This window comes from Pseudomonas pohangensis (genome assembly GCF_900105995.1).
Classification (GTDB): domain Bacteria; phylum Pseudomonadota; class Gammaproteobacteria; order Pseudomonadales; family Pseudomonadaceae; genus Aquipseudomonas; species Aquipseudomonas pohangensis.
Map to the genome: position 1 here is coordinate 592,125 of NZ_LT629785.1, position 25,525 is coordinate 617,649.

At 62.6% G+C, this 25,525-nt stretch carries 18 protein-coding genes; 2 read left to right on the forward strand and 16 right to left on the reverse strand.

The features are described from left to right. Position 1: 1 nt before the first annotated feature. The 16 genes from BLT89_RS02900 to dksA form a co-directional block, all read right to left on the reverse strand. Positions 2 to 2,986: a DUF748 domain-containing protein gene (locus BLT89_RS02900; RefSeq protein WP_090193009.1), complete on the reverse strand. Its 2,985-nt coding sequence runs from the start codon at positions 2,984 to 2,986 to the stop codon at positions 2 to 4. Between the two features lie 46 nt (positions 2,987 to 3,032). Next, a complete protein-coding gene (locus BLT89_RS02905; protein ID WP_090193010.1) occupies positions 3,033 to 4,049 on the reverse strand; it encodes a class I SAM-dependent rRNA methyltransferase in 1,017 nt (338 codons plus the stop codon). 57 nt (positions 4,050 to 4,106) lie between these two features. Then, positions 4,107 to 6,746 (reverse strand): DUF2339 domain-containing protein, encoded by a 2,640-nt coding sequence (locus tag BLT89_RS02910; protein WP_090193011.1) that lies wholly within the window; start codon positions 6,744 to 6,746, stop codon positions 4,107 to 4,109. 136 nt (positions 6,747 to 6,882) lie between these two features. Beyond that, complete coding sequence (locus BLT89_RS02915; protein ID WP_090193012.1) at positions 6,883 to 8,064, reverse strand: acetyl-CoA C-acetyltransferase; 1,182 nt, start codon at positions 8,062 to 8,064, stop codon at positions 6,883 to 6,885. Positions 8,065 to 8,185: 121 nt separating this feature from the next. Beyond that, entirely contained in the window at positions 8,186 to 10,123 is a 1,938-nt protein-coding gene (gene acs / locus BLT89_RS02920; protein WP_090193013.1) for an acetate--CoA ligase, read from the reverse strand. 314 nt (positions 10,124 to 10,437) lie between these two features. Continuing rightward, positions 10,438 to 12,102 (reverse strand): glucose-6-phosphate isomerase, encoded by a 1,665-nt coding sequence (gene pgi, locus BLT89_RS02925; protein WP_090193014.1) that lies wholly within the window; start codon positions 12,100 to 12,102, stop codon positions 10,438 to 10,440. Positions 12,103 to 12,251: 149 nt separating this feature from the next. Beyond that, entirely contained in the window at positions 12,252 to 13,112 is an 861-nt protein-coding gene (gene panC / locus BLT89_RS02930; RefSeq protein ID WP_090193015.1) for a pantoate--beta-alanine ligase, read from the reverse strand. Next, positions 13,109 to 13,909, reverse strand: coding sequence for a 3-methyl-2-oxobutanoate hydroxymethyltransferase (panB, locus tag BLT89_RS02935; protein ID WP_090193016.1), 801 nt, complete (start codon positions 13,907 to 13,909; stop codon positions 13,109 to 13,111). Before panB ends, panC begins: the two co-directional genes overlap by 4 nt. A 104-nt stretch (positions 13,910 to 14,013) precedes the next feature. Continuing rightward, complete coding sequence (folK, locus tag BLT89_RS02940) at positions 14,014 to 14,532, reverse strand: 2-amino-4-hydroxy-6-hydroxymethyldihydropteridine diphosphokinase (protein WP_090198636.1); 519 nt, start codon at positions 14,530 to 14,532, stop codon at positions 14,014 to 14,016. Positions 14,533 to 14,537: 5 nt separating this feature from the next. After that, positions 14,538 to 15,941 (reverse strand): polynucleotide adenylyltransferase PcnB, encoded by a 1,404-nt coding sequence (locus BLT89_RS02945; protein WP_090193017.1) that lies wholly within the window; start codon positions 15,939 to 15,941, stop codon positions 14,538 to 14,540. Between the two features lie 346 nt (positions 15,942 to 16,287). Further along, positions 16,288 to 16,449, reverse strand: coding sequence for a hypothetical protein (locus tag BLT89_RS17545; RefSeq protein WP_157718772.1), 162 nt, complete (start codon positions 16,447 to 16,449; stop codon positions 16,288 to 16,290). 169 nt (positions 16,450 to 16,618) lie between these two features. After that, positions 16,619 to 18,031, reverse strand: a complete 1,413-nt coding sequence (locus BLT89_RS02950; RefSeq protein ID WP_090193018.1) for a sigma-54-dependent transcriptional regulator — start codon at positions 18,029 to 18,031, stop codon at positions 16,619 to 16,621. A gap of 119 nt (positions 18,032 to 18,150) precedes the next feature. After that, entirely contained in the window at positions 18,151 to 21,111 is a 2,961-nt protein-coding gene (locus BLT89_RS02955; protein ID WP_090193019.1) for an ATP-binding protein, read from the reverse strand. Beyond that, positions 21,095 to 21,271, reverse strand: a complete 177-nt coding sequence (locus BLT89_RS17785) for a hypothetical protein (RefSeq protein WP_090193020.1) — start codon at positions 21,269 to 21,271, stop codon at positions 21,095 to 21,097. Before BLT89_RS17785 ends, BLT89_RS02955 begins: the two co-directional genes overlap by 17 nt. 114 nt (positions 21,272 to 21,385) lie before the next feature. Next, positions 21,386 to 22,273, reverse strand: coding sequence for a tRNA glutamyl-Q(34) synthetase GluQRS (gene gluQRS / locus BLT89_RS02965; RefSeq protein ID WP_090193021.1), 888 nt, complete (start codon positions 22,271 to 22,273; stop codon positions 21,386 to 21,388). Positions 22,274 to 22,969: 696 nt separating this feature from the next. After that, on the reverse strand, positions 22,970 to 23,413 hold the full coding sequence (gene dksA, locus BLT89_RS02970; RefSeq protein ID WP_090193022.1) for an RNA polymerase-binding protein DksA: 444 nt from the start codon (positions 23,411 to 23,413) through the stop codon (positions 22,970 to 22,972). A 190-nt stretch (positions 23,414 to 23,603) separates the two neighbouring features. Here dksA and BLT89_RS02975 point away from each other — a divergent pair, with 190 nt between their 5' ends. Then, positions 23,604 to 24,785, forward strand: a complete 1,182-nt coding sequence (locus BLT89_RS02975; protein ID WP_090193023.1) for a pyridoxal phosphate-dependent aminotransferase — start codon at positions 23,604 to 23,606, stop codon at positions 24,783 to 24,785. Beyond that, positions 24,775 to 25,482, forward strand: a complete 708-nt coding sequence (gene sfsA, locus BLT89_RS02980; protein ID WP_090193024.1) for a DNA/RNA nuclease SfsA — start codon at positions 24,775 to 24,777, stop codon at positions 25,480 to 25,482. The genes BLT89_RS02975 and sfsA overlap by 11 nt, the downstream gene beginning before the upstream one ends. Positions 25,483 to 25,525 lie beyond the last annotated feature (43 nt).

The window sequence follows — 25,525 nt, forward strand, 5'->3', positions numbered from 1 at the left end:
TTTATTCGCTGTCCAGTTGCAGGATGGTGGCCACCTGATCGCCTTCACTGTCCGGTAGCAGGCCGACATCCAGCATGTAGATGCGCTGATCTTCCAGGCCGGCGTCCTTGACCAGGTATTGTTTGACGCTCGCAGCCCGCTCCTGAGCCAGTTTGCGCAGCAGCGTCTTGTTGTTGCCCCAGTAGGCCAGCAACGCATCACGCATTTTGTCGGCGCGCACTTCGCTGTCCAGTTCAGCCCATTCGGCCGGTGGCTGTTGCTTCAGGCGTGCACGATAGATGCCTGCGAGCAGGGCCGGCTGGGCATCCTCGGGCACCTCGATTTCGGCAGCCGAGGCCGGCACCTGCTCACCGGCACGCTGCTGGATCTTGTACCAGTTGTACTGGAACTCGCGTTGCAGGCGCTGTACTGCCAGCAATGGGCCATCGGGGTTGGCAGCGCTGGTGCCTTCGACTTCCAGACGCAGTCCGGGACGCTCCTTGAGTGCATCGGCCAGGGTATTCAGGGTGCCCTGGGCGCCCTTGTCCAGTTCGCTGCTGCCAGCACTGAAGGGCACCTGGCCCAGATCGACATCGGTGCCGCCGCCGGCCAGTCCGGCGATGAAATTGAACGGCGCTGCCACGGCGCGCAGAACCAGATTCCTCAGGGTTTGCCAGATGATCGGGGCAACGCTGAATTCGGGATTGTTGAGGTCGCCGGAGACCGGTAGCTCGATATCGATCTTGCCGTCGGGATCCTTGAGCAGGGCGATGGCCAGGCGAATCGGCAGATCGACGGCATCCGGGCTGTCAACCTGCTCACCCAGCTGCAGCTGCTCGAGGACCACCTTGTTTTCGGCGTTGAGCTGGCCGTTGTTGATTTTGTAGTTGAGGTCGAGATTGAGCCGGCCTTTCTTGATCCGGTAACCGGCGAACTTGCCGGAGTAAGGCGTGACGGTGGTCAGCTCGATACGTTTGAAGTCCACGGCAATATCCAGCTTGGCCAGTGGATCAAACGGATTCAGGCTGCCCTTGATGCTCATCGGGGCATAGCGGTCTACCTTGCCCTGGATGTCGATAGTGGCCGGCTTTTGCTGAACGCTGTCGATGGTGCCGATGCTGCCTTCGAGCTGTTGAATGGCGGTGGCAAAATCCGGGGTCAGGCTGAAGTCGGCGAAATTCGCCGAGCCATCCGCCAGCGTGATGCCGCCCAGGTGAATGGCCAGCGGTGCTTCGTCGCTTTTGGCTGGCGCAGGGGAGGCAGGTTGCGGGATCAGCAGGTCGGACACGTTGGTGCTGCGGTCCTCGTTGATGATGAAGCGCGCGTAGGGTTGCTCCAGCCTGATGCTGTTGATGTCCAGGCGCTTGCCATGCTGGTAGTCGAGGCCGTCAAGCTGGAGGGTTTTCCAGCGTACAAAGTCACGCTGTTTGACCGTGTCCAGGGTATGCAACTGGCTGACCCGGGCATTGCCGGTAATTTGCAGCTGCAAGGGATCGGCGCTTTGCAGGTCGACCTGCAGCTGGCTGCCGAGCATGCCGCTGCGCAGTTCCATGCGAATGAACGGCGAGATGTAGGCCTGGGCCACGCGCAGATCGATATTCTCCGTACCGACTTGCAGCCTGGCGCTTGGCGGACTCAGCTGCACCGGCCCTTCTGCAGTGATCCGGCCCTGCTTGCCCAGACCGGTATCGAGCTTGAGGGTGAAAGGTGCCTGGGCCAGGCTGTCGAAATCCCGGATATCCAGATTCAGCGGACCCAGCTCGAGCTCCACCGGAGTGGCCGGTTGGCGGTCGGCCAGATGTATCTGGTAATCACGTAACTGGCCGTCTTTGAGAATAATCTGCCAGGGTTTTTCCGCCTCGACCGCAGCGACCTGACTGGCCTTGACCGGCTCTTCGGTTGCGGCAACGGCTGTTGTTTCAGGCGTGGGCGCCTGCCCGGCAGCTGCAGTCGGCGCTGCCGGTTTGGCTTGTGCGTCGGCAGTGTCCCGGCTAGCGGTCGCCGGTGTGGCAAACAGTTTCTGCCAGTCCAGCTCGCCATCTTTTTCACGGGCGGCCCAGGTTTCCAGTTTCTGGCTGCGCAACTGGCCAATGCTGACCTGCTGCTTTTCCAGATCGACCGATGTGTCGCTGATGGCCAGGCTGGCCAGATTCAACAGCGGCCGCTGGTCAGGCGCCTGCAGAGCCAGGGCGTCGATGCTGATGCTCAGTTGTTGCAGGTTCAGCTGAACGCTGTCGCCCAACGCCAGCTGGTAGTCGGTGGAGGCTTGCAGTACACCGTCGGCCAGCTCCAGTGGCACCACATCCCGTACATAGGGCCAGATGGCCTTGAGCTTGGCGTCCGTCAGTACCAGGTGGCCGCTGGAGACCAGCGGGTTGACGCTGATGGTGCCGGTCCAGTCGAGATGGCCGCCATTGGGGCCGCGGGCGCTCAAGCTGAGGTCGGCATTGTCGTCGGGCAGGGTGCTGAGGTTATGCAGTTCCAGATTCAGCGAGTCGTAGGTCAGCTCGAACGGCGTTGTCGGTTGCAGGTCCTCGAAGTGCAGCGCCGCTTCAATCAGCGCGATGCGCTCGATCAGCACGGCAGGCATAGGGCTATCCGGCTCATCGGCTGCAGCGGGTTGGCTTTCCGGCAGATTGAACAGGGTTGCCAGATTGAGTTCGCCGTCCTTGCTGCGCAGTGCATCGACATTCGCCTTTTCCAGCTCGATATCACGCAGGTGCAGGGCTTTGCGCCACAGGCTGTCCAGTTCCAGATCAAGGTATAAACGGCCGAAGCCGAGCTGTTCCGCGTCCGGCTCGCCGATGTGCAGACCCCAGAGGCTGAGCTTCAGGCTGAAGGGGTTGAGCTCGATGCGTTCCAGGCGGGCCGGCACCGTTGCGTAGTTGGCCAGTTGCTGATTGACCACCCGCTGCGCTATGCCGGGGAGGATCAGAAAGCCCAGCAGGCTGTAAAGTCCGAGTCCGATCAACAGGGCGCAGAGGGTACGCTTCAGGGCTGTTTTCATCGTGCAAGATCATCTGGGCGGCGAGAGATGGTCTGAGTATGGCACGTCAAAACTGCAGAATCAGGGTCTTTAGTGGTGGATTGTTGTCTGCTGAGGGGAAGTCGCTGGCGGGACCGAGCGCCTGACAGTCGCGCACCGGCCGGCCCAGTTTGCTGGCGCAGCGCAGGACCTGCTCGCGCCAGTCGCTCATGCTCACCCTGGCCAGATTGTTACAGCAGATCAGCACACCGTCTTCGGCGGTGGCCATGATCGCCGGCTTGAGCAGGCTCTGGTAATCGCGCAGCAGATCGACCGTACCAAAGGCGCTCTTGGCCCAGGCTGGCGGATCCAGCAGCACCAGGTCGAACTGCTCCTGCTGGATGCGCGGATAGCCCGGCAGTTTGTGCCCGCGGCGCTGGCTGACGGGCAAGCCGGCAAGTTGGCGGATCGCCGGAAAGTAATCGGACTGCAGAAAGTCCATGGCCGGCAGCTCGGGGTTGAGCAGGCCGTTCTCGCGGCCGACGGCCAGATTGCCTTCGGCGAAATCCAGGTTCAGCACCCGTCTTGCGCCGCCGGCAGCGGCACACAGGCCGACGCCACAGGTATAGGCGAACAGATTGAGTACCGACTTGCCGGCGCTGTGCTGTTTTACCCAGCCGCGGGCGTTGCGCAGGTCGAGAAACAGCAGCGGGTCCTGTCCCGGATGACGGCCGCGTACGCGGTAGTTCAGGCCCCATTCGTGGCCGATCTGGTCTTCCAGCGCAGTGGCGTCGGCGCTGTGCACAGCGTCACTGCGGTCGATACGCGAGTGGTTGCCGGAGCGGTCGTTGTAGACCAGTTGCAAGGGTGCTTGCAGCGATTCGCGACAGGCTTCGGCCAGCGTCAGCAGTTCGTCAGTTGTCAGCGGCTGGTGGAAACTTTGCACCAGCAGTTGCGGCCCGTAACGGTCGCAGGTCAGCCCCGGCGCACCTTCCTGGCTGCCGTGGAACAGCCGGTAGCAGTCGGTGCCCTGTCCGTGCAGTTCGGCGATCAGCGGCTGCCGGCGCGCCAGGGCCGCGTGCAGTGACTGGGGCAGGGTGGACATGGCGGCGACTCGCAAGAAGGGGCGGGCAGGATAGCAGTCGCCGCCCCCCGCGGCGAGTCAGCCGGACTCGGCCTCAGCACCGGCCCGGGCAGGCGGCAGCGGCGCGATATAGCCGATCACCAGCAACAGCAGGCCGACGCTGATAAACGAGACGATGCGCTCCAGGGTGCCGCTGCTGCCCAGATCGACGAGGAACAGTTTGAGCACGGTCAGCCCCAGCAGCAGCGCCCCGCCGATCCACAGCGAGCGCGAGGCGTGCCGGCGCGACAGGGCCATACAGACCAGCCCGGCCAGGGTCCAGAGAATCGCCAGTACGGTTTGCACCTTGTTGCTGGTGAACAGGTCGGCCGCATCCCACGGCAGTTGTAGCTCGATGGCCAGGCTGCGCAGGGCGATGGCATTCAACAGCAGGAAGGCGCCGATGGCGGCGGCTTTATCGGCAATGCCGCTCCAGCGTTCGCGTGCCCACAGCCAGAAAGCGCTCAAGGCCAGCAGTTGTGGCAGATCCAGCGGGTTGAGCAGCAGGTACCAGTTCAGCGGTGCGGCGCCGGGTGCCGGTAACAGCATGGCCAGCCAGAGCAAACTGCCCAGCCCGGTGAGCAGCAGCGGTGTCCATTCATGGTAGGCGACTTCGATCTGTGCGCTCAGTTGCAGGCGCGGCAGTCGATAGACCAGCAGGCTGGCCAGCAACAGTTGCGCTGCGAGATTCCAGTTCAGCTCGGCCGTCCAGTCACCGACCCAGTAGTCCACTTGCACCGCCAGCAACGCCAGGGCCAGCCAGAGGCTGCCGGCATGCCGCAGCGCCAGGCCGTTATCGGCCTCGCGGCCAATCCGCAGCAACAGGCCGCTGCTGCCCAGCGCCAGCGCCCAGGCCAGCCAGCCCCAGCCTTGCAGCGGCTCGCCATGCACGGCATTGAGCAGCAGGCAGAGTGCCAGACCGGCTGGCAGGGCAAAACGGGCCCAGGCCAGCGTGCGCCAGCGCAGACGGATTTCCAGCCAGGCCCAGCCCAGCGCGGAAAGCGCCAGTACGCCGGCCATGCTCCAGGCCAGCTGCAGATCGCTGGTCAGGCGCTGCAGTTGCCACAGCCAGGTGAGGTACCAGAACAGCGCCGCCCAGCCGAGCAACGGCGCTTCCAGCAGGCGCCAGCGCAGCGCGGTACGGCGCAGGCTTTCGGCGCAGCCGAGGGCGCACAGGGCGAGGATCAGGCCGCTCCAGAAACGCGGGTCATACCAGTCTGCAGTGTGCTGAGGGGTGTCGAACAATAGCGAACTGGCCGCGCCCAGTTGCAGCGCCAGGGCAATCAGCACGCCCCAGTGGCGCTGCATGCGCAGGGCGAAGTGCATCACCAGTGCGCCCTCCAGCGCCCAGCACACGGCAGTCCAGTCGCCGGGCAGGGCCAGCGGAATGGCCAGTGAGCCGAGGGCCAGGGCGATACCGGCCAGGGCGTCATTCAGCAGGCGTGGCGCCTGGCTGCGCAAACGCCACCAGAGCACGGCATAGAGTGCGCCGGCGGCTGCCGAACTGAGCGCCAGACCATATTCCCAATGCTCGACCAAGGGCTGTTGCAGGCCGATAAACAGCAGCGGGGTGCCGAACAGGATGCTGCTGTCGATGGCCGGATGCTGGCCTTGCTGGCGCAGGGAGAAGCGCACGCCGATGGCTACATACAGGGCGAAGAACAGCAGCAGGAACGGCTCGACACTGTTGAACTGGCCGGGATGGTACTGGTTGACGCCCCAGAGCACGCCGATGACGAAGGTGAAGGTGAAACCGAGCAGATTCAGTTCGCGCCAGTTTTTCTGCCAGGCAATCACGGCCAGGCCGATATTCAGCAACGCGTAGTAGCTGAACAGCTGGATATGGCTGCCTTCGCCGGTGGAAGCCAGTACCGGCGCGAGAAAGCCGCCGGCCAGGCCGAAGCTGGCCAGCATGCGCGCATCCTGGCGCAGCGCCAGAAATGCCGAGAGCACCGCGAGCACGGCCAGCAGGGCAAAGGCCGCACCGGCGGGAATCAGCTGATACAGACGCAGCGCGGCGAAGGTCGACATATACAGAATGCCCAGCCCCCCGCCTTGCAGCAGCAAGCCGTAGAGGCGCTTGCGCGGCACAAACCACAGGCCCAGCCCAAGCAGCGCAGCGCCACCGGCCGCGATGCCGAGCAGACGCAGTGTCAGCGAGACGCTGATGTGCTCACTGGCGTAGCGCAACAGGAAAGCCACGCCGAAGAACAGCAGCAGCAGACCGATCTTTACTGCCGGGTTGCCTTCGGTAAAGAAGCGGCTGACTGCTTGCAACAGGCGTGCGCTCCAGTCCGGGGTCGCCGCTGCTGCCGCGGTTGCGGGTTGGGCAGTCCAGGCATTGGCGGGTGCCGGCGCAGGTTGTTGTTCGGCTTGAGGCAGTGTGCCTTGCAGCACCTCGTCGGGCAGGGTCCAGTCCAGCTCGGCAGCTGAAGGCGCGGAAACCGGCTCGGCAGGCCGGGCCGGCGCAGGTTGGCTTTGCGCCACAGGCGCAGGCTGACTGTTGCGGCTGGCCAGCTGCTTGAGTTGGGCGTTCAGCTGTTTAAGTTCGCCAGCTTGCCGGCGGGTCTCGGCCAGTAGCCAGCCGAGCAGGCCGCCGGCAACCAGGCCAAAGGCACTTTCACTGGCGGCGGCACCGAGTACGGCGCCGAGCAGGGCAAGCAGCAAGCGACTGACCATTGGCTAAACACTCCTTGTTATGCGTGCATCTGATGGCTCCCTCGCCCTGAGGGGAGAGGGTTAGGGAGAGGGGGGTTGTTCATATTCTGCCCTCTCCCCCAGCCCCTCTCCCGCAGGCGGGCGAGGGGAGCAAGACTCAGTTACGCTCGATTGCCAGCGCCACACCCTGACCGCCGCCGATGCACAGGGTGGCCAGACCTTTTTTCGCGTCGCGCCTGATCATCTCGTGCAGCAGGGTCACCAGCACGCGGCAGCCGGAAGCACCGATCGGGTGGCCGAGGGCGATGGCGCCACCGTTGACGTTGACCTTGGCGGCATCCCAGCCGAGTTCCTGGCCAACCGACAAGGACTGGGCGGCGAAGGCTTCGTTGGCTTCGATCAGGTCCAGATCACTCAGCTGCCAGCCGGCTTTGCTCAGGCAGCGCTGGGTCGCGGTAACCGGGCCGATGCCCATGATCGCCGGATCAACTCCGGCGTTGGCGTAGGCGGCAATTCTGGCCAGTACCGGCAGGCCCAATGCTTCGGCCTTGGCGGCGCTCATCAGCAGCACGGCAGCGGCGCCGTCATTCAGGCTGGAGGCGTTGCCGGCGGTGACGCTGCCGTCTTTCTTGAACGCCGGCTTGAGTTTGCTCAGAGCTTCGGCGGTGGTGCCGGCGCGCGGTTGCTCGTCGATGGCGAAGGCGATGGGGTCGCCCTTGCGCTGGGGGATCATGATCGGGGTGATTTCGTCGGCAAAGCGCCCGGCCTCGATGGCGGCCACGGCTTTCTGCTGGGAGGCGGCGGCGAAGGCATCCTGGGCTTCGCGGCTGATGTTGTATTTGTCCACCAGGTTCTCAGCGGTGATGCCCATGTGGTAGTCGTTGAAAGCATCCCACAGGCCGTCACTGATCATCGTATCGACGACCTTGCCATGGCCCATGCGCAGACCGGTACGGGCGCCAGGCAGCACATAGTTGGCCAGGCTCATGTTCTCCATGCCACCGGCAATGATCACTTCGGCATCGCCGCAGCGGATGGCCTGGGCGCCCAGGTGCAGGGCTTTCAGGCCGGAGCCGCAGACCTTGTTCAGCGTCATGGCCGGCACCGCATGGGGCAAGCCGGCATGCACTGCAGCCTGGCGCGCGGTGTTCTGTCCGGCACCGGCGGTCAGCACGTGGCCGAGAATCACTTCATCCACCTGTGCCGGATCGAGGCCGGTTTGCGCGAGCAACTGGCGGATCACGGCAGCGCCCAGCTCAACGGCTGGAATATTGGCCAGGGCACCCTGAAAACTGCCAATGGCGGTGCGGGTGGCGGCGACGATGACGACTTCTTGCATGATGGCTTCCTCGGCGATTAACAGGCGCAACACAGCGCGACAAAGCGCCTATGGTCGCACAGGGGCAGGGTGGATGCGTAGGCTGGAAAACCGTTGCGCGGGTTTTCCGGCCTGTGGCAAGTCAGCGGTTATGCCGTTTGTCGATCAGGTCGCTGACTACCGACGGATCGGCCAGGGTCGAGATGTCGCCCATGTTTTCCAGTTCGTTGCAGGCGATCTTGCGCAGGATGCGCCGCATGATCTTGCCCGAGCGGGTTTTCGGCAGGCCCGGCGCCCACTGCAGCAGTTCCGGTTTGGCGAAGCTGCCAATTTCCTTGCTGACCAGCGCCAGTAGTTCCTTGGTCAGAGCATCGCCCGGCTCGACGCCGTTCATCAGGGTGATGAAGGCGTAGATGCCCTGGCCCTTGATGTCGTGCGGGTAGCCGACCACCGCCGCTTCGGCCACGGCATCGTGCAGTACCAGCGCGCTTTCCACTTCGGCGGTGCCGATGCGGTGGCCGGAAACGTTGATCACGTCATCCACGCGGCCGGTGATCCAGTAGTAGCCATCCTCGTCGCGGCGCGCACCGTCACCGGTGAAGTAGTAGCCGGGGTAGGGCTTGAAATAGGTGTCGATCATCCGCTGATGGTCGCCGTAGACGCTGCGGATCTGGCTTGGCCAGCTGGCCTTGATCGCCAGTACGCCTGAGCCGGGGCCTTCGATCAATTGGCCCTGTTCGTCGAGCAGTACCGGATGCACGCCAAAAAACGGGCGGGTCGCCGAACCGGGCTTGAGGTCGGTGGCGCCGGGCAGCGGGGTGATCATGATCGAGCCGGTTTCGGTCTGCCACCAGGTATCGACGATCGGGCAGCGCATGTCGCCGACCACGTGGTAGTACCACTCCCAGGCCTCCGGGTTGATCGGTTCACCCACCGAGCCGAGCAGGCGCAGGCTGCTGCGCGAAGTCTTTTTCACCGGACCTTCGCCTTCGCGCATCAGTGCGCGCAGGGCGGTGGGCGCGGTGTAGAAGATATTCACCTGGTGCTTGTCGATTACCTGCCAGAAGCGCGAGGCATCCGGGTAGTTCGGTACGCCTTCGAACAGCAGGGTAATTGCGCCGTTGGCCAGCGGGCCGTAGACGATATAACTGTGCCCGGTGACCCAGCCGACATCGGCGGTACACCAGTAGATGTCGCCCTCGTGGTAGTCGAATACGTACTTGTGGGTCATCGCGGCGGCGAGCAGGTAGCCAGCGGTGCTGTGCAGCACGCCCTTGGGTTTGCCGGTACTGCCGGAGGTGTAGAGGATGAACAGCGGGTCTTCGGCATCCATGGCCGCGGCCGGGCAGTCGGCGCTGGTGCCCGCGATGGCCTGGTGATACCAGAGGTCACGGCCTTCGACCCAGTCGATTGCAGCGGCGGTGCGCTGCACCACCACCACGCTGCTGACATTCGGGCAGCTTTGCAGGGCCTGGTCGACGTTGACCTTGAGCGGAATGGCTTTGCCGCCGCGCACGCCCTCGTCGGCGGTGATCACGGCACGGCAGTCGGCATCGAGAATGCGGTCGCGCAGCGCATCCGGGGAAAAGCCGCCGAACACCACCGAATGCACCGCGCCGATCCGGGTGCAGGCCAGCATGGCGTAAGCGGCTTCGGGGATCATCGGCATGTAGATGCACACACGATCGCCCTTGCCGATACCGCGCCCGCGCAGCACATTGGCCAGCCGGCAGACCTTGTCGTGCAGTTCGCGGTAGCTGATCTGCTGTGAGTCTGCCGGGTTGTCACCTTCCCAGATGATCGCGGTCTGCTCGCCACGGCTGGCCAGATGGCGATCAATGCAGTTTTCACTGACATTCAGCTGGCCGCCCTTGAACCATTCGGCCAGCCCGCTGTGCAGGTCACTGTTGACGACGCAGTCCCAGGGTTTTTTCCAGTCGAGAAAGGCTTTGGCCTGCCCGGCCCAGAATACTTCGGGCTGCTCGATCGACTGCTGATAGAGACGCAGGTAGGCGTCATTGTCGAGCAGGGCGTGTTCACGCACTGCGGGGCTGACAGGGTGGCGTTGAATCTCGAACATGTGCGGGCTCCAGAGTGCTCTGTGAGAGTTCTGCTTGCCAGATATCCGCCGGACGGGCTGCGCTGAAACCAGCTGTGCGGTTGCGCAGCGGACAAGCACTGCTAACAGAATATTAGCTGCTCACACGAGCAACTCTAGGCAAAGTGGCGCAGCACGCAGGCAAACGGCGCAATGCTGAGGGGCATATCACGCCGCAGGCCGCCACGCCGGTCACTGCTTCCGGCCTGTGCCGAAACCGGCGAAAACCCCGCCGTCAGCCGATACCAGACGGCAGCTGCGCCATTCGGGGTGTCGCTGGCGGTCGGGAATTGCTCTCAGCCGCGATGGCGGCCGCGGAAGTAGTTGATCAGGCCCTGGGTCGAGGCGTCGGCAGCCGGAGCCGGCTCCCAGTCGGTGAGGCCCTGGTAAACCCCCTTGCCGAGTTCCTTGCCCAGTTCCACGCCCCACTGGTCGAAGGCATTGATGCCCCACAGCACGCTCTGCACGTAGACCTTGTGTTCGTACATGGCGATCAGCGCGCCCAGCCGCCGCGGGCTTATACGCTCCATCACCAGGGTGTTGCTCGGCCGGTTGCCGGGCACCGCCTTGTGCGGCGCCAGCCGTTGTACTTCGGCTTCTTCCAGGCCTTTGCCACGCAGTTCCGCCTCGGCTTCGCTACGGCTTTTGCCAAGCATCAGCGCCTGGCTTTGCGACAGGCAGTTGGCATACAGCCACTGGTGGTGGTCGGCCACCGGGTTGTAGCTGCTCACCGGCACGATGAAGTCTGCCGGGATCAGCTGGCTGCCCTGGTGCAGCAGCTGGTGGTAAGCGTGCTGCCCGTTGCAGCCGACGCCGCCCCAGATAACCGGGCCGCTGCCGGCAGTAATCGGGGTGCCGTCCTGGCGCACGCTCTTGCCGTTGGATTCCATGTCGAGCTGCTGCAGGTGATCGGTGATGTTACGCAGGTAGTAGTCGTACGGCAGGATCGCATGGCTGCTTGCACCCCAGAAGTCGCCGTACCAGACCCCGAGCAGGCCGAGCAGCACCGGAATGTTGCGCTCGAAGGGCGTATTGCGGAAGTGCAGATCCATGTTGTAGGCGCCGGACAGCAGTTCCTTGAAGTTGGAGATGCCGATCGACATGGCGATCGGCAGACCGATCGCCGACCACAGCGAATAGCGTCCGCCGACCCAGTCCCATAGCGGCAGGATGTTTTCCTCGCTGATGCCGAAAGCAGTGGCAGCGGCCGGATTGCTGGTGACGGCGATAAAGTGCCGGCGCAGATTCTCCTCGCTGCCGCCCTGGGCCAGATACCAGGCCCGCGCGGCCTGGGCATTTTTCAGCGTTTCCAGGGTGGAGAAGGATTTGCTTGAGACAATGAACAGGGTGGTTTCAGCGGATAACCGGCTGACCAGTTCGCGGAACTCGCTGCCGTCCACATTGGCCAGGTAGTGGCAGCGCAGGCCTTTCTGGGCAAAAGGCAACAGGGCTTCGGAAACCAGTTGCGGGCCGAGGAAAGAGCCGCCGATACCGATGTTGACCACATCGCTGATGGGTTTTTCCGTATAGCCGCGCCACAGTCCGTTGTGCAGTTTGCCGACCAGCGTGCTCATCTGCTGCAGGACCTTGTGGATGTCCGGCATGACGTTGCGACCGTTGACCAGCACCTTGTCGCCCAGCGGTCGGCGCAGGGCGGTGTGCAGGGCCTGGCGTTGTTCCGAGGCATTGATCGCGGTGCCGTCGAACATCGCCTGAATGGCATCGCCCAGGCGGGCTTCTTCGGCCAGCTTTACCAGCAGTGCGGTGGTGTCCTGGTTGATCAGGTTTTTCGAGAAATCGAGCATCAGGCCGCAGCTCGACAGGCTGAAGCGCTCGAAGCGCTGCGGGTCGCTGGCAAAGGCTTCACGCATGCTGAAACGGTTCATCTGCGCACGGTGTTCGGTCAGCGCATGCCAGCTGGCCAGTTGCGTGACATCAAGGGGGGTCAGGTGATGATCCATGGAGAACCTTGGGGCTGGGAGTGGGCTGTGTGTGTAGCGGCTGAGGCCTGTCTGTCGATTCTAGCGCGAATAGTTCGCCGCGGCGGCATGCTCTGCACGCAGAGAAAAGGCAGCCTGGGCTGCCTTTGCGGGTGAGGGACGTCGGGCGCTCAGTCTGCGCTGGCGAGGTTGAGCTCAAGGTTGTCGATCAGTCGCGCCTTGCCCATGAAGGCAGCAGCCAGAATAACCAGATGCTGGTCTTGCGGATCGGCGCTGCGCAGGCTTTGTGCTTCGCAGATTTCCAGATAGTCGGGGCGGAAGCCGGCTTTGCGCAACGCCGTCTTGCCCTTGCCGGTCAGCTTGGCGAAATCGCGCTCACCAGCGCGAATGGCACTGGCGATGTCGTTGAGGCAGCCATACAACGCGGGTGCCGCAGCACGCTGGCGTTCGGTCAGGAAACTGTTGCGCGAGGACAGCGCCAGGCCGTCTTCGGCACGCACGGTGGGTTCGCCCATGATCTGGATCGACATGTTGAGATCACGCACCAGCTTGCGAATCACCGCCAGTTGCTGGAAATCCTTCTCGCCAAAAATCGCCAGATCCGGCTGCACTATGTTGAACAGTTTGCTGACCACCGTCGCCACACCATCAAAGTGGCCCGGGCGGCTGGCGCCGCACAAGCCCTCGGAAGCGACCGGAACATGGACCGTGGTCTGGCCCTGCATGCCGTCAGGGTAAATTTCTTCCAGTTCGGGCGCGAACAGCAGATCGCAATCGACTTCGATGAGTTTTTCCTGATCAGCGGCCAGGCTGCGCGGATATTTGCTCAGATCCTCGCTGGGGCCGAATTGCAGCGGATTGACAAAAATGCTGGTGACCACGAAGTCGGCACGCTGTTTGGCCTTTTCCACCAGTGCCACGTGGCCGCTGTGCAGATTGCCCATGGTCGGTACCAGGGCAATGCGCTTGCCCTTGGAGCGGGCGCCGGCGATGGCAGCGCGCAGCTCGCGGACGGTTTTTACGGTATTCATGCAGTAAATCCGTGCTCGCTGCCGGGAAAGGTACGCTGTTTGACTGCACTGACATAAGCGCCAATGGCTGCCTGAATGGAACTCTGGCCTTCCATGAAGTTCTTCACGAACTTCGGCGCGCGGCCACTCAGCGAGAGACCAAGCATGTCGTGCAGTACCAGCACCTGGCCATCGGTATCGACCCCGGCGCCAATACCGATTACCGGAATCTTTACCGACTGGCTGATTTCTGCTGCCAAGGCGCTGGGTACACATTCCAGCAACAGCATGGCGGCACCAGCCTGTTCCAGTGCCATGGCATCGGCGCGCAATTGACGGGCCTGAACCTCCTGGCGGCCCTGCACCTTGTAGCCACCGAACAGGTTGACCGATTGCGGGGTCAGACCAAGGTGTGCGCATACCGGCACGCCACGCTCGGCGAGCAGGCGAACCGGCTCGGCCAGCCAGGCGGCACCTTCCAGTTTGACCATGTGCGCACCGGCCTGCATCAGCGCAGCGCTGCTGGCAAAGGTCTGTTCGAGCGTGGCGTAGGCCATGAACGGCAGGTCCGAGATGATAAAGGCACCCTGATTGCCGCGTTTGACCGAGGCGGTATGGTAGGCCATGTCGGCAAGACTGACCGGCAAGGTACTGTCATGACCTTGCAGGACATTGCCCAGTGAGTCACCCACCAGCAGCACGTCGACACCGGCCTGGCAGGCAGCCTGGGCGAAGGTGGCGTCATAACAGGTAAGCATGGCGATTTTTTCGCCATTCTGCTTGAGGCCTTGCAAGGTGGTCAGGGTAGTGTCGGGCATGTTGAACATCCTTTATGTGGCCTGATCGGTAGGGATTTTCAGCGCTACCGGGCAACGGGAGGCATATAGTCCTGATGAGGGCGTCCGAAGTCAATCACGAGGTGTTACCGCTCTGTTACCGCGTTACCGTCGAGTGCGCTACCGCACAGGCGTTGCAAGCCTGCAGACGGGCACTTTTGCAGCAGGTCGGTCAGTGCTTGACCATCGGGCAGCTGCAGCTCCGGGGCAATTTCGGCCAGCGGGTAGAGGACGAACGGTCGGGCCTGAAGGTGATAGTGCGGCACTTGCAAGCGCGGCAGGTCGATCACCTGCTGGGCATACAGCAGGATGTCCAGATCCAGGGTGCGCGGCCCCCAGCGCTCGGCTTTGCGTTGCCGGCCCTGCTGTAGTTCGATCTGTTGCAGACAGTCGAGCAGTTCGAGCGGTGCCAGGCGGGTGTCCAGTGCTGCAACGGCATTGACATAGTCAGGCTGGTCGGCCGGACCAAGGGGCTGGCTGGCATACAGCGAAGACACGGCCACGAGGCTGGTTTCCGGCAGCGCCGCCAGGGCACTAATGGCCAGCCGCAGTTGCCCGGCGGGCTGTCCGAGGTTGCTGCCCAGGCCGATGTAGGCGCGCTGCAAGCTGTTCATTCGGCGGGCGGTGGCGTGCCTTCGGATTTCGCGCCACGTCGCCGCCGGCTGCCGCCACGGCGTTTCTTGCGTGGGCCGGCGGCGCTGTCATCCTTGTCGCTGAGGTCGCGAATCATGTCGCGACGCTGGCTGTCGCTGGCGTCCTGATAGTCCGTCCACCAGTCGCCCAGACCGCCGAGATTTTCTCCGGCGTCTTCACGCAGCAGCAGGAAGTCGTAGCCGGCACGGAAACGCGGGTTTTCCAGCAGCAGGTCAGCGCGTTTGCCATGCCTTCTTGGCAGACGTTCCTGCATGTCCCAGATTTCGCGAATCGGCATGCTGAAGCGCTTCGGAATGGCGGTGTGCTGGCATTGCTCGGTAATCAGGCTCTGCGCTGCTTCCTGCATGGCCGGTATCGGCGGCAGGCCGCGCGCCTGTTGCTGGGCAACCCGGGCCGGCAGTGCCGGCCAGAGCATGGCGGCAAACAGGAAGGCGGGAGTTACCGGCCGGCCTTCCGCGATGCGTTTATCGGTACTGGCCAGGGCCAGGCGCATCAGGTTGCCGGCATATTGCGGGTCATTCTTGAGTGCCGCCGCACTGGCGGGAAACAGCGGCGCCAGCAGGTCGTATTCGACCAGCAGATCGAAAGTGAACTCGGCATAACCACCGAGAAACAGTTTGAGGACTTCCTCGAACAGGCGTGCCGAAGGAATGTCGCGCAGCAAGTGGGCCAGCGGACGAATCGGCTCGGCAGTGTGTTTTTCGATGTCGAAATCGAGCTTGGCGGCAAAGCGTATCGCCCGCAGCATGCGCACAGGATCTTCCTGATAGCGCTGGGTCGGGTCGCCGATCATGCTGATCTGGCGGTTCTGGATATCCTGAGCGCCGTGGGCGTAATCCAGCACGTGCTCGGTGCTGGGATCGTAATACAGGGCATTGATGGTCAGGTCACGGCGTTGCGCATCGTCTTCCAGGCTGCCGTAGACATTGTCGCGCAGGATGCGGCCACTCTCGTTGCGTGAAGACAGATGGTTGTCTTCTTCGTCATCCCCTTGCGGGTGATTGGCGCGGAAGGTTGCCACTTCGATGATTTCACGGCCGAAATGCACATGCACGAGTTTGAACCTTCGGCCGATCACCCGGGCGTTGCGGAACTCTGCGCGGACCTGTTCCGGCGTGGCGCTGGTCGCGACATCGAAGTCCTTGGGTTTGAGACCGAGCATCAGATCGCGTACACAGCCACCAACCAGATACGCCTGATAGCCCGCTTTTTGCAGACGCTCGACTACGTTGATCGCGTTGCGGCTGATTTGCGCGCGGCGCATCGAGTGTTTGGCGTGGCCAATGACCACCGGGGTGCTGCGGGGGTGCTTGCTGCGGCGCAGGGGCGAACGGAGTGACTGGATCAACTTCTTCAGCATGAGAGGCACTGTCTGGCGGGTTGGGCAGCCGGAATGGCTAATGGCCGCAGGGTGGAGGCGGATTCTAGCATTGGCTGGGGGGATATGTTGACCGCAGATATCGGGGGAGGCCAAAGCACTGGGGGAGCCGAAGCTCCCCCTAAATTCTGCATGCTTTGTTTTCTTATTATTGGTCCGGGCTTGTTTGGTTTTTGTGTCACCCGTTTCCACAAGCCTGAGCTTGCGAAATAACCCCTAGGATCGGGAGTGAAGAGCAAACGGATTTCTTTGGGCGCTGACCGTGCCTTCTACTGCTCCATTTGCAACCAGTGTCTCAGCCACTCGAGTGGTCTTGTTGTCTGACTGGCTACGGAGCAAGCCTCAAAAGCGGCTCTTCCCCAAAAGAATCAGTTAGCTGCGGCTCCGCGTTGTTGTTCTTTTTGTGCTGGAGTCGATACGTATTGTTTTTATTGGTTTCTTGCAGCTTTTTATTCTTGTTGTGCCAGAGATAAAGCACAGGGCGTGCCATCTTTTGAAAATCCTTTTAAAACAGATAGTTATAAAATATGGCGGGATTTTATGACACTGAAATTAAGTCAGTTTGTTACCTGAGGTTGCGGAATTTGTTACTACGTATTTTTCACGGGTAACAGATCGGGCTGGCATGGGGGGAGGCAATGTTACCCGGGTGGCGGGCTTCAGGAGCTGGTAGCGCCCGTCTTGCGGCGGGGAATGCCAAGGCGCTGGCGGCGCTCCCAGAGACATTTGCGGCTAATGCCCAGCTTGCGCGCCAGTTCGGTTTCGGTCATGTGCTCCTGATGTTCGAGCACGAAATGCTGGAAGTAGTCTTCCAGTGACAGGTCTTCGGCAGGATCGCTGTTGCCCGCTGCCGGGGATTTTTCCGCTGGCGGGTCCTGTGGCTCGTCCAGGTCATCCAGGGCGATATCAATGCCCAGCAAGTCGGCCGAGATTTCCGTGCCTTCGCAGAGAATCACCGAGCGCTCGATGGCGTTTTCCAGTTCGCGTACGTTGCCGGGCCAGCTATACAGGCGAATAGCCTGCTCGGCGAGGGCGGAGAAGCGCAGCTCGGGGCGTTCCATGACAGCGCTTTGCCGTGCCAGAAATGCCTGGGCTATTTCCATCACGTCGGCGCCGCGCTCGCGCAGAGCTGGCAGCTGCAGGGAAATCACATGCAGGCGGTAATACAGGTCTTCGCGAAACTGTCCGGTCTTTGCCAGGTTTTTCAGGTCGCGGTGGGTGGCCGCGATCAGACGTACATCCACCCGTTGCGATTGCACCGCACCTACCCGGCGAATTTCGCCATCCTGCAGCACGCGCAACAATCGGGCCTGGGCTTCGAGGGGCAGTTCGCCAATTTCGTCGAGGAACAGGGTGCCGCCGTCGGCAGCCTCTACCAGTCCGGCGCGCCCGGCGCTGGCGCCGGTGAACGAGCCTTTCTCATGGCCAAACAATTCGGACTCGATCAATGATTCGGGGATCGCTGCGCAGTTCACCGAAATCAGCGGTGCACGCGAGCGTTTGGACAGGTTGTGCAGGGCGCGCGCGACCAGTTCCTTGCCGGTGCCGGACTCGCCCTGAATCAGCACGTTGGAGCTGGTCGGTGCGACCTTGCGGATTTTTCCGTAGAGCGCCTGCATGCCGGCGCTGGAGCCGATAATGCCGATTTCGCCATTATCGTCCCGGGCAGCAGTCGCCGGGTTTTCCGCCAGCTTTTCCGGCGTTTGGTTACGGGCTTTGTGTTGATGCTCGCGCAGGATGTGCGCCACGGCCTGGAGCATTTCATCGTGATCGAAGGGTTTGGCGATGTAGTCGACAGCGCCCATCTTCATCGAGTCGACAGCCGAGCGCAGGCTGGCATAGCTGGTCATGATCAGTACCGGCTTGCCTTGCGCCAGTTGAATCATCTCTGTTCCGGGCGCGCCGGGCAGGCGCAGATCGCTGATGACGAGGTCAAAATCCGCCACGCTGAAGTTTTCCCGGGCCTCCTGAACGGAGCCCGCTTCGCTGATCTGGTACTGGTTGCGCTCAAGCAGACGGCGCAAGGCAGATCGGATAATGGTTTCGTCTTCGACGATCAGGATGTGTGGCATTGTTTCAATTCTCTCGACGGTCTGTATGACGGTCCCAATCTTTGCAGTTCATCCGGCCGGTTGAGCAAGGCAACCCGGTTGGCCGATACGGTAGTTCAATCAGCGGCCTGGCTGGCGGTTCAATCCGGCGCAGCCTGTTCCACCGTGGCCTGAAATCTGGGTAGTGTCACCCGAAAGCGCGTGCCGCGTTGCTTGAGTGAGTCCAGGGGACTGTCGATGGCAATCTGTCCATAATGCTCTTCCACAATCGAATAGACCAGCGCCAGACCCAGCCCGGTGCCCCGGCCAGGGTCCTTGGTGGTGAAAAAGGGCTCGAACAAACGTCCCGCGATCTCCTTGGAGATGCCGCTGCCTTCGTCCTCCACGGCCAGCTCGATCTGATGCTCGGTAGCGCTGGTGCTGACGCGGATGGTGCCGCCCGGTAAAGAAGCATCGCGGGCGTTGCTCAACAGGTTGATCAGGATCTGCGCAATCCGCTGCGGGTCGCCCTTGATCCAGTGCTCGGGGTCGCACAGGTTGAAAAACTCGACATCCACGCTTTCGCGGTTCAGCGAAAGCAGGGCAATTGCTTCCTTGGCAACATTCGCCAGGCACACCGGCTCTTCTACCTGCTGCTGCGGGCCGGCATGGGCAAAGCTCATCAGCGACTGCACGATCCGCGAAATTCGCTGGGTCTGCTCGACTATCTGGCTGCTGATCTCCGTCACCTCGGCGTCCTCTTCATGCTCATAGCGCAGGTTCTGCGCCAGGCAGGCGATACCGGTGACCGGATTGCCGATCTCGTGTGCCACCCCGGCGGCGAGCCGGCCAATGGACGCCAGACGTTCGGAGTGCACCAGCTTGTCTTCAAGCAGGTGGGTATCGGTGAGGTCTTCCAGCAGAATTACCAGGCCGCTGTGCTCCGGTGCCAGTGGCTCGTTGATGACTGCCTTGCGCAGATTCAGCCAGCGCAACTGCCCGTGTATCTCCAGGTGTTGCTTGTGCAGGTGCTCGATACGCAATTCGACAAAGCCTTGCAGCAGGTTGCGCCAGGGCTCGTCAATGGAGTCCAGGCGCGAGCCGACAACGTTCTCTGAAGGAATGCCGGTCAGTTCCTCCATGGCCCGGTTCCACATGAGAATTTCCCGGTCCTTGGCCAGCGAGCAGACGCCCAGCGGCAGCTCCTGCAGTGTCTGCCGGTGATAGCGGCGCAGTGCGTCCAGCTCGGCAGCAAGACCGGTCAGGCGTGAGCGGTAATCTTCCAGACGGTTCTCGATGAACTGGATGTCTTCGCTGGCCGAGCCCTCGGGGCCGGATTTGTAGGGCAGGAAGGTGTTGATCATGTCCTGCGCTACGCTCGGTCCCATCAGTCCGGAGAGGTTGGCTTCGAGGCGGTCACGCAGCCTGCGCAGGGCATAGGGCCGGCTTTCATCGAAAGGCAGGTGCAGATCGCGCAGGGCCTGCTCCACTTCGCGCTGGGCAATGATGGCGCCCAGTGGCTTGCTCAGTTCGCTGGCAAATTCCTGCGGTGACAGGGCTTGCAGCTCCCGCCGCTGCGGCCGGCTGACATTGTTCAGGGTGCAGGCGGCGGCCGCGCCGGCCTCTTCCGCGCTGGTTTTGCTGAACAATGAAACCAGCGCAAACACCAGCACATTGGCCGCCAGTGCGCCAATGGCGGTCAGGTGCCAGTTGTCGTCGTTCAGCGTCATGCGCATATCCAGCACGAGCAAGGCGATGTTCCCGGACTGGTCGAGCAGCGGCCACAGATTGCCGGCCAGCCAGATGCCCATGCCGGTCAGCAGCCCGGCAATGAAACCCTGGCGGTTCGCCGCCTGCCAGTACAGCAGCGCCAGCACACCGGGGAGAAACTGCAGGGTGGCGACGAAAGCGCTCAGCCCCAGTGCACTCAAGGCCTGTTTATTATCGAACAGCAGGTAAAAGCCATAGCCGCTGAGGATGATCAGGATGATCAGGGCGCGGCGCGTCCATTTCAGCCAGCGGTAGATGTTGCCATTGGCCGGCGGCTGGTAGAGCGGCAGGAGCAGATGGTTGAGGGCCATGCCGGAGAGTGCCAGGGTCAGCACGATAATCAGTCCGCTGGCGGCTGAGAGGCCGCCGACATAGGCCAGCAGGGTCAGCAGCCTGCTTGTGGAGGCGACGCTGATGCCGATCGCGTAGTACTCCGGTGCCGTGTTCGCCTGCAGGTGCAGACCGGCCCACAGAATCGGTGGTACGGCCAGCGCCATCAGCAGCAGAAACAGTGGCAGTCCCCAGCTTGCGGTGCCGAGGGCGCGCGGATGCAGGTTCTCGCTGAAGATCATGTGGAACATATGCGGCATGACCACCGCCGAGGCGAAGAAAACCAGCAGCAGGGTGCGCCACGCGCCATCTTCAACTGGCGTACGCATGTGCTCGAGTACGTTCTGATTCATGTTCAGCCACAGCTCGAGTCGCTCCAGACCGCCAAACACGCCGTAGATGGCATAGAGCGCAATGGCCGCAATGGCTACCAGCTTGACCACGGACTCGAAGGCAATGGCGAACACCAGCCCTGCATGCTTTTCCCGTGCGGCAATATGGCGTGAGCCGAACAGAATGGTGAACAGTGCGATAAGTGCGCAGAACGCCAGCGCCACTGTTTCCTGCACCGGTTCCCGGGTCAGGATGCCGACGGTATCGGCGACTGCCTTGATCTGCAGGGCCAGCAGCGGCAGTACGCCAAGCAGGGTGAACAGGGCGGTCAGCGCGCCGGCCCAGGTGCTGCGGAAACGAAAGGCGAACAGGTCGGCCAGCGAGGCCAGCTGGTAGGTACGGGTGATGCGCAGGATCGGCTGCAGCATGACCGGCGTGAGCATGAAGGCGCCGGCCACTCCCATGTAGTAAGCCAGAAAGCCGTAGCCGTACTGCTGGGCCAGGGCGATCGAGCCATAAAAAGCCCAGGCACTGGCGTAAACCCCGAGCGACAGTGTGTAGATCGCCGGGTGGTGCACGATTTTTTGCGGGACGAAACCCCGTTCGCAGAGCCAGGCTACGCCAAACAGGGTCAGCAGATAGCTGACGCTGACCAGTAACAGCTGGCCGAAACTAAAGCTCATCGGCATCGTTCTGCCTCTGCAGCACGCAGGTCGCCAGAATCAGTATCAGCCACAACAAATAGGGCCGGTACCAGACACTACCGATACTCGCCCACCAGTCGACGATGGCGGGAGAGAACAGATAGATGCCCACTGCCAGTAGCAGGACCAGTCGGTAGATTTGCATGGGTGCTCTCGGATGGGCGTTCAGCCGATGGTAGCGGAAGCAGCAGGGCACAAGCCAGACACCGCTTTCAGTCGGAGGATGCAGCAGGGACGGTTGCCGGGAGGTTACAGCCGTTCAGCGCAACTGTTGTTCCGCCAGATGGAGCTGGCGCGGAATGCGTTCAGCCTGCCAGTGGCTCGTGCCCCAGACAAGAGTTTCCTGCGCGGTTGCCTGGTCCAGACCAGCCGGCGGCTGCTGGCCGAGGGCGCGCAGGGCACGACAGAGTTGCGCGGCGGCTGCGGCGGCCGGCAGGGCTGGCGAGCGAAACGATTTGCCCAGCTTGTTGCCATCGGCCTGCACGATCAGTGGTACATGCAGATAGCGTGGTTGCGGCAGGCCGAGCAGTTCCTGCAGATACAGCTGGCGCGGCGTCGAGTCGAGCAGGTCGGCACCACGCACGATGTCGGTCATGCCCTGCCAGGCGTCGTCGAGCACCACGGCCAGCTGATAGGCATACAGCCCGTCACGCCGGCGGATGACGAAATCACCCACGTCACGAGCCAGATGCTGCCGATAAAAACCCTGCACGCGATCGGTAAAGTGATATTCCAGCTCGGGCACGCGAATGCGGATGGCCGCGCCGGCGACTGCGTGGTTGGCGTTGCGACAGGTGCCCGGATAGATGCCGCCATGCCCTTCAAGCTGTTTGCGCGAGCAGGTGCAGGCATAGGCCAGGCCCTGGGCGAGCAGGTGCTGGACGACCTCCTGGTAAGCGTTATGCCGTTCACTCTGGAGCAGCACGGCGCCGTCCCACTCAAAGCCGCAGGCTTCCAGGCTGCGCAGGATTTCGTCGCGGGCGCCGGGAATTTCCCGTGGCGGGTCGAGGTCTTCCATGCGCAGCAGCCACTGGCCGCCGACGCTGCGGGCGTCGAGGTAGGACGCCAGCGCAGCGACCAGCGAACCGAAGTGCAGGTAGCCGCTGGGGGTGGGGGCGAAGCGGCCGATATAAGGGGGGGTGGTCATGAGCTGATTGTTCCGTGCTGGCGCGGGTGACGGTAAGTTTCGCCACACTTTCCACGGCACTGGGCTACAGGTTGCGCCTTGCACGGCGCCTCACTTTTCTTGTTTGCCCAAGAAAAGTAAGCAAAAGAAGGGCACCCGACATACGGCCCATCACTTCGCTGCGCTACGTTCCGGGTTCGTTCGCTCCATCGGCGCTCCAGGGGCACGCCGCGAAGGGCCGTCCCTGGCCCATCGCGGCTCTCGCGACATCCATGTCGCTCAACCCCTTCCACACCGATTCCGCTCACCCTCCTGACGGGACTCTCAGTTCGTGCAGCCTTGAAGCACTTTTGTTTCAGGCGTACGCAAAAGATGCGGTGTGTCCTCCTGTCCCCATCAGCAGGCCAAACGGAGGTGCCGTGCAGAGGGGCATTTGGCATGGATGCCAAATGAGGAACGATGGGCCATGGATGGCCCTTCGAGACGACCCTCGGAACGGTACCGCAGTGAGGGAAGTCGAGCGCAGCGAGACCCGGATGCCGGGGTGTGTTTCTTTTGCTTACTTTGCTTTGCACAAGCAAAGAAAAGTGAGGCGCCGTGCAAGGCGCAACCTGTAGCCACAGGCCGAGGAAAGCGATTCGATCTTGCACGGTCTTCAGGCCAGTCAAAAGCAAACCCCACAAATGAAGCGGGGCGCCGAAGCGCCCCGTGGGTGGGTCAGGAACCCAGTTGTTTCTCTTTGATTTCTGCCAGCGTCTTGCAATCGATGCACATGGTCGCTGTCGGGCGGGCTTCCAGGCGACGGATGCCGATCTCCACACCGCAGGAATCACACCAGCCGTATTCGTTGTCTTCAACCAGCTGCAGGGTCTGGTCGATCTTCTTGATCAGCTTGCGCTCGCGGTCACGGGCGCGCAGTTCCAGGCTGAACTCTTCTTCCTGGCTGGCGCGGTCGGCCGGATCGGGGAAATTGGCGGCCTCGTCCTGCATGTGATGCACGGTGCGGTCTACTTCCTGCATCAGTTCGAGCTTCCACTGTTGCAGAATGCTGGTGAAATGCGCGCGCATCCGCTCACCCATGTATTCCTCGCCCTTTTTCTCTTTATAGGGTGCAGGACCTGAAGTCAGCAGCGTGTTCTTGGCTTTTTCTTTGGTGGGCATGGATTAAGCGCCTCTCACTTTTTCTAATTCACTGCGCAGGAAAATCCCCGAAGATAGCGAGGGCCCTGCGATTGCAAGCGCGCGAAATTAGCAGATCGAACCGCTAAGCGCTACTGCCGGTTGTCGTCGTTGCTGGTCTGGCGTGCCGGCTTGGGTAGAATCGCAGCCTGAATCACACAAGGATAGGCCAATGTCCCGGGTATACAGCGCACGCAGTCGTGCCATAGAACCTTTTCATGTCATGGCACTGCTGGCACGGGCCAACGAGTTGCAGGCTGCCGGGCATGATCTGATCCATCTGGAGATCGGCGAGCCGGACTTCAGCAGCGCCGCGCCGATCATTGCCGCCGGCCAGGATGCGCTGGCTGCAGGGCATACGCGCTACACCGCCGCGCGCGGCTTGCCGCAATTGCGCGAGGCGATTGCCGGGTTCTATGCCGAGCGCTATCACCACCCGGTCGACCCGCAGCGTATCCTGATTACCCCCGGCGGCTCGGGCGCACTGCTGCTGGCCAGCAGTCTGCTGGTCGATCCGGGCAAGCACTGGCTGATGGCGGATCCCGGCTATCCGTGCAACCGGCACTTCCTGCGCCTGATCGAAGCGTCGGCGCAACTGGTGCCGGTCGGGGTGGCGGAGCGCTACCAGCTCAATCCGCAGCTGATCAATCAGCACTGGAACAGCAACAGTGTCGGCGCGCTGGTGGCGTCACCGGCCAATCCGACCGGTACTTTGCTGAGCCGGAAAGAGCTGGCGGCACTTTCAGCCAGCCTCAAGCTGCGTGGTGGTCATCTGGTGGTGGACGAGATCTACCACGGGCTGACCTATGGCTGTGATGCCGCCAGCGTGCTGGAAGTGGATGACGATGCCTTCGTGCTCAACAGCTTCTCCAAGTATTTCGGCATGACCGGCTGGCGAATTGGCTGGCTGGTCGCGCCGCCGGATGCGGTGGCTGATCTGGAAAAGCTCGCACAGAATCTCTATATCAGTGCGCCGAGCGTGGCCCAGTACGCTGCGCTGGCGTGTTTTCAGCCGGCGACCCTGGCGATTCTGGAGCGGCGCCGGCACGAGTTTGCCCAGCGCCGCGACTACCTGCTGCCGGCCCTGCGCGAACTGGGCTTCAGGATTGCCGTCGAGCCGCAGGGTGCCTTCTACCTGTACGCGGATATTTCCGCCTTCGGTGGCGATGCCCAGGCTTTCTGCCGGCACTTCCTGGAAACCGAATACGTGGCCTTTACCCCTGGTCTGGACTTTGGCCAGCACAGGGCCGGTCAGCATGTGCGCTTTGCCTATACGCAGAACCTGCAGCGCCTGCAGCAGGCCGTCGAACGCATTGCCCGTGGCCTGAAAAGCTGGCGTCCCGATGCGCTTTGATCCGCCGCTGCAGGAAGGGCGTCTGCTGCAGCGCTACAAGCGCTTTCTGGCCGATATCGAAACAGCCGATGGCCAGCAGCTGACCATTCATTGCCCCAATACCGGCTCGATGCTCAATTGCCTGAGCCCGGGTGCGCGGCTCTGGTTCAGCCGCTCGAATGACCCGAAACGCAAACTGCCGGGCACCTGGGAACTGGTGGAAACGCCGCAGGGGCGGCTGGCCTGCATCAATACCAATCGTGCCAATGGACTTGTCGAGGAAGCCCTGCGCGCCGGGGTGATCAGCGAGCTGAACGGCTTTACCGCGCTGCGTCGAGAAGTGCGCTTCGGTACGGAAAACAGCCGGGTGGATTTTGTCCTGGAGTTTGCCGCGGGGCCGGCCTATATCGAGGTCAAGAGTGTCACCCTGGGCTTCGCTGATTCGGCGGTCGCTGCTTTCCCCGATGCGCGCAGCGAGCGCGCCAGCAAGCATCTGCGTGAGTTGACCCGGCTGGCCGAGCAGGGTGTGCGGGCGCTGCAGCTGTATTGCGTGAATCTGTCCGGGGTCGAGGCGGTGCGCCCGGCAGCGGAAATCGATGCGCAGTATGCCAGCGCCCTGGCGCAGGCCCGCGAAGCCGGGGTAGAGGTGCTGGCCTATGCCTGCGAGCTGTCCACCAGTGCTATCCGCCTGGTCCGGCCGCTGCCGGTGCTGACCTGACGCGCCAGACGCGGAGCCGGTCGGCGTGTTCTGTACTGTCGAG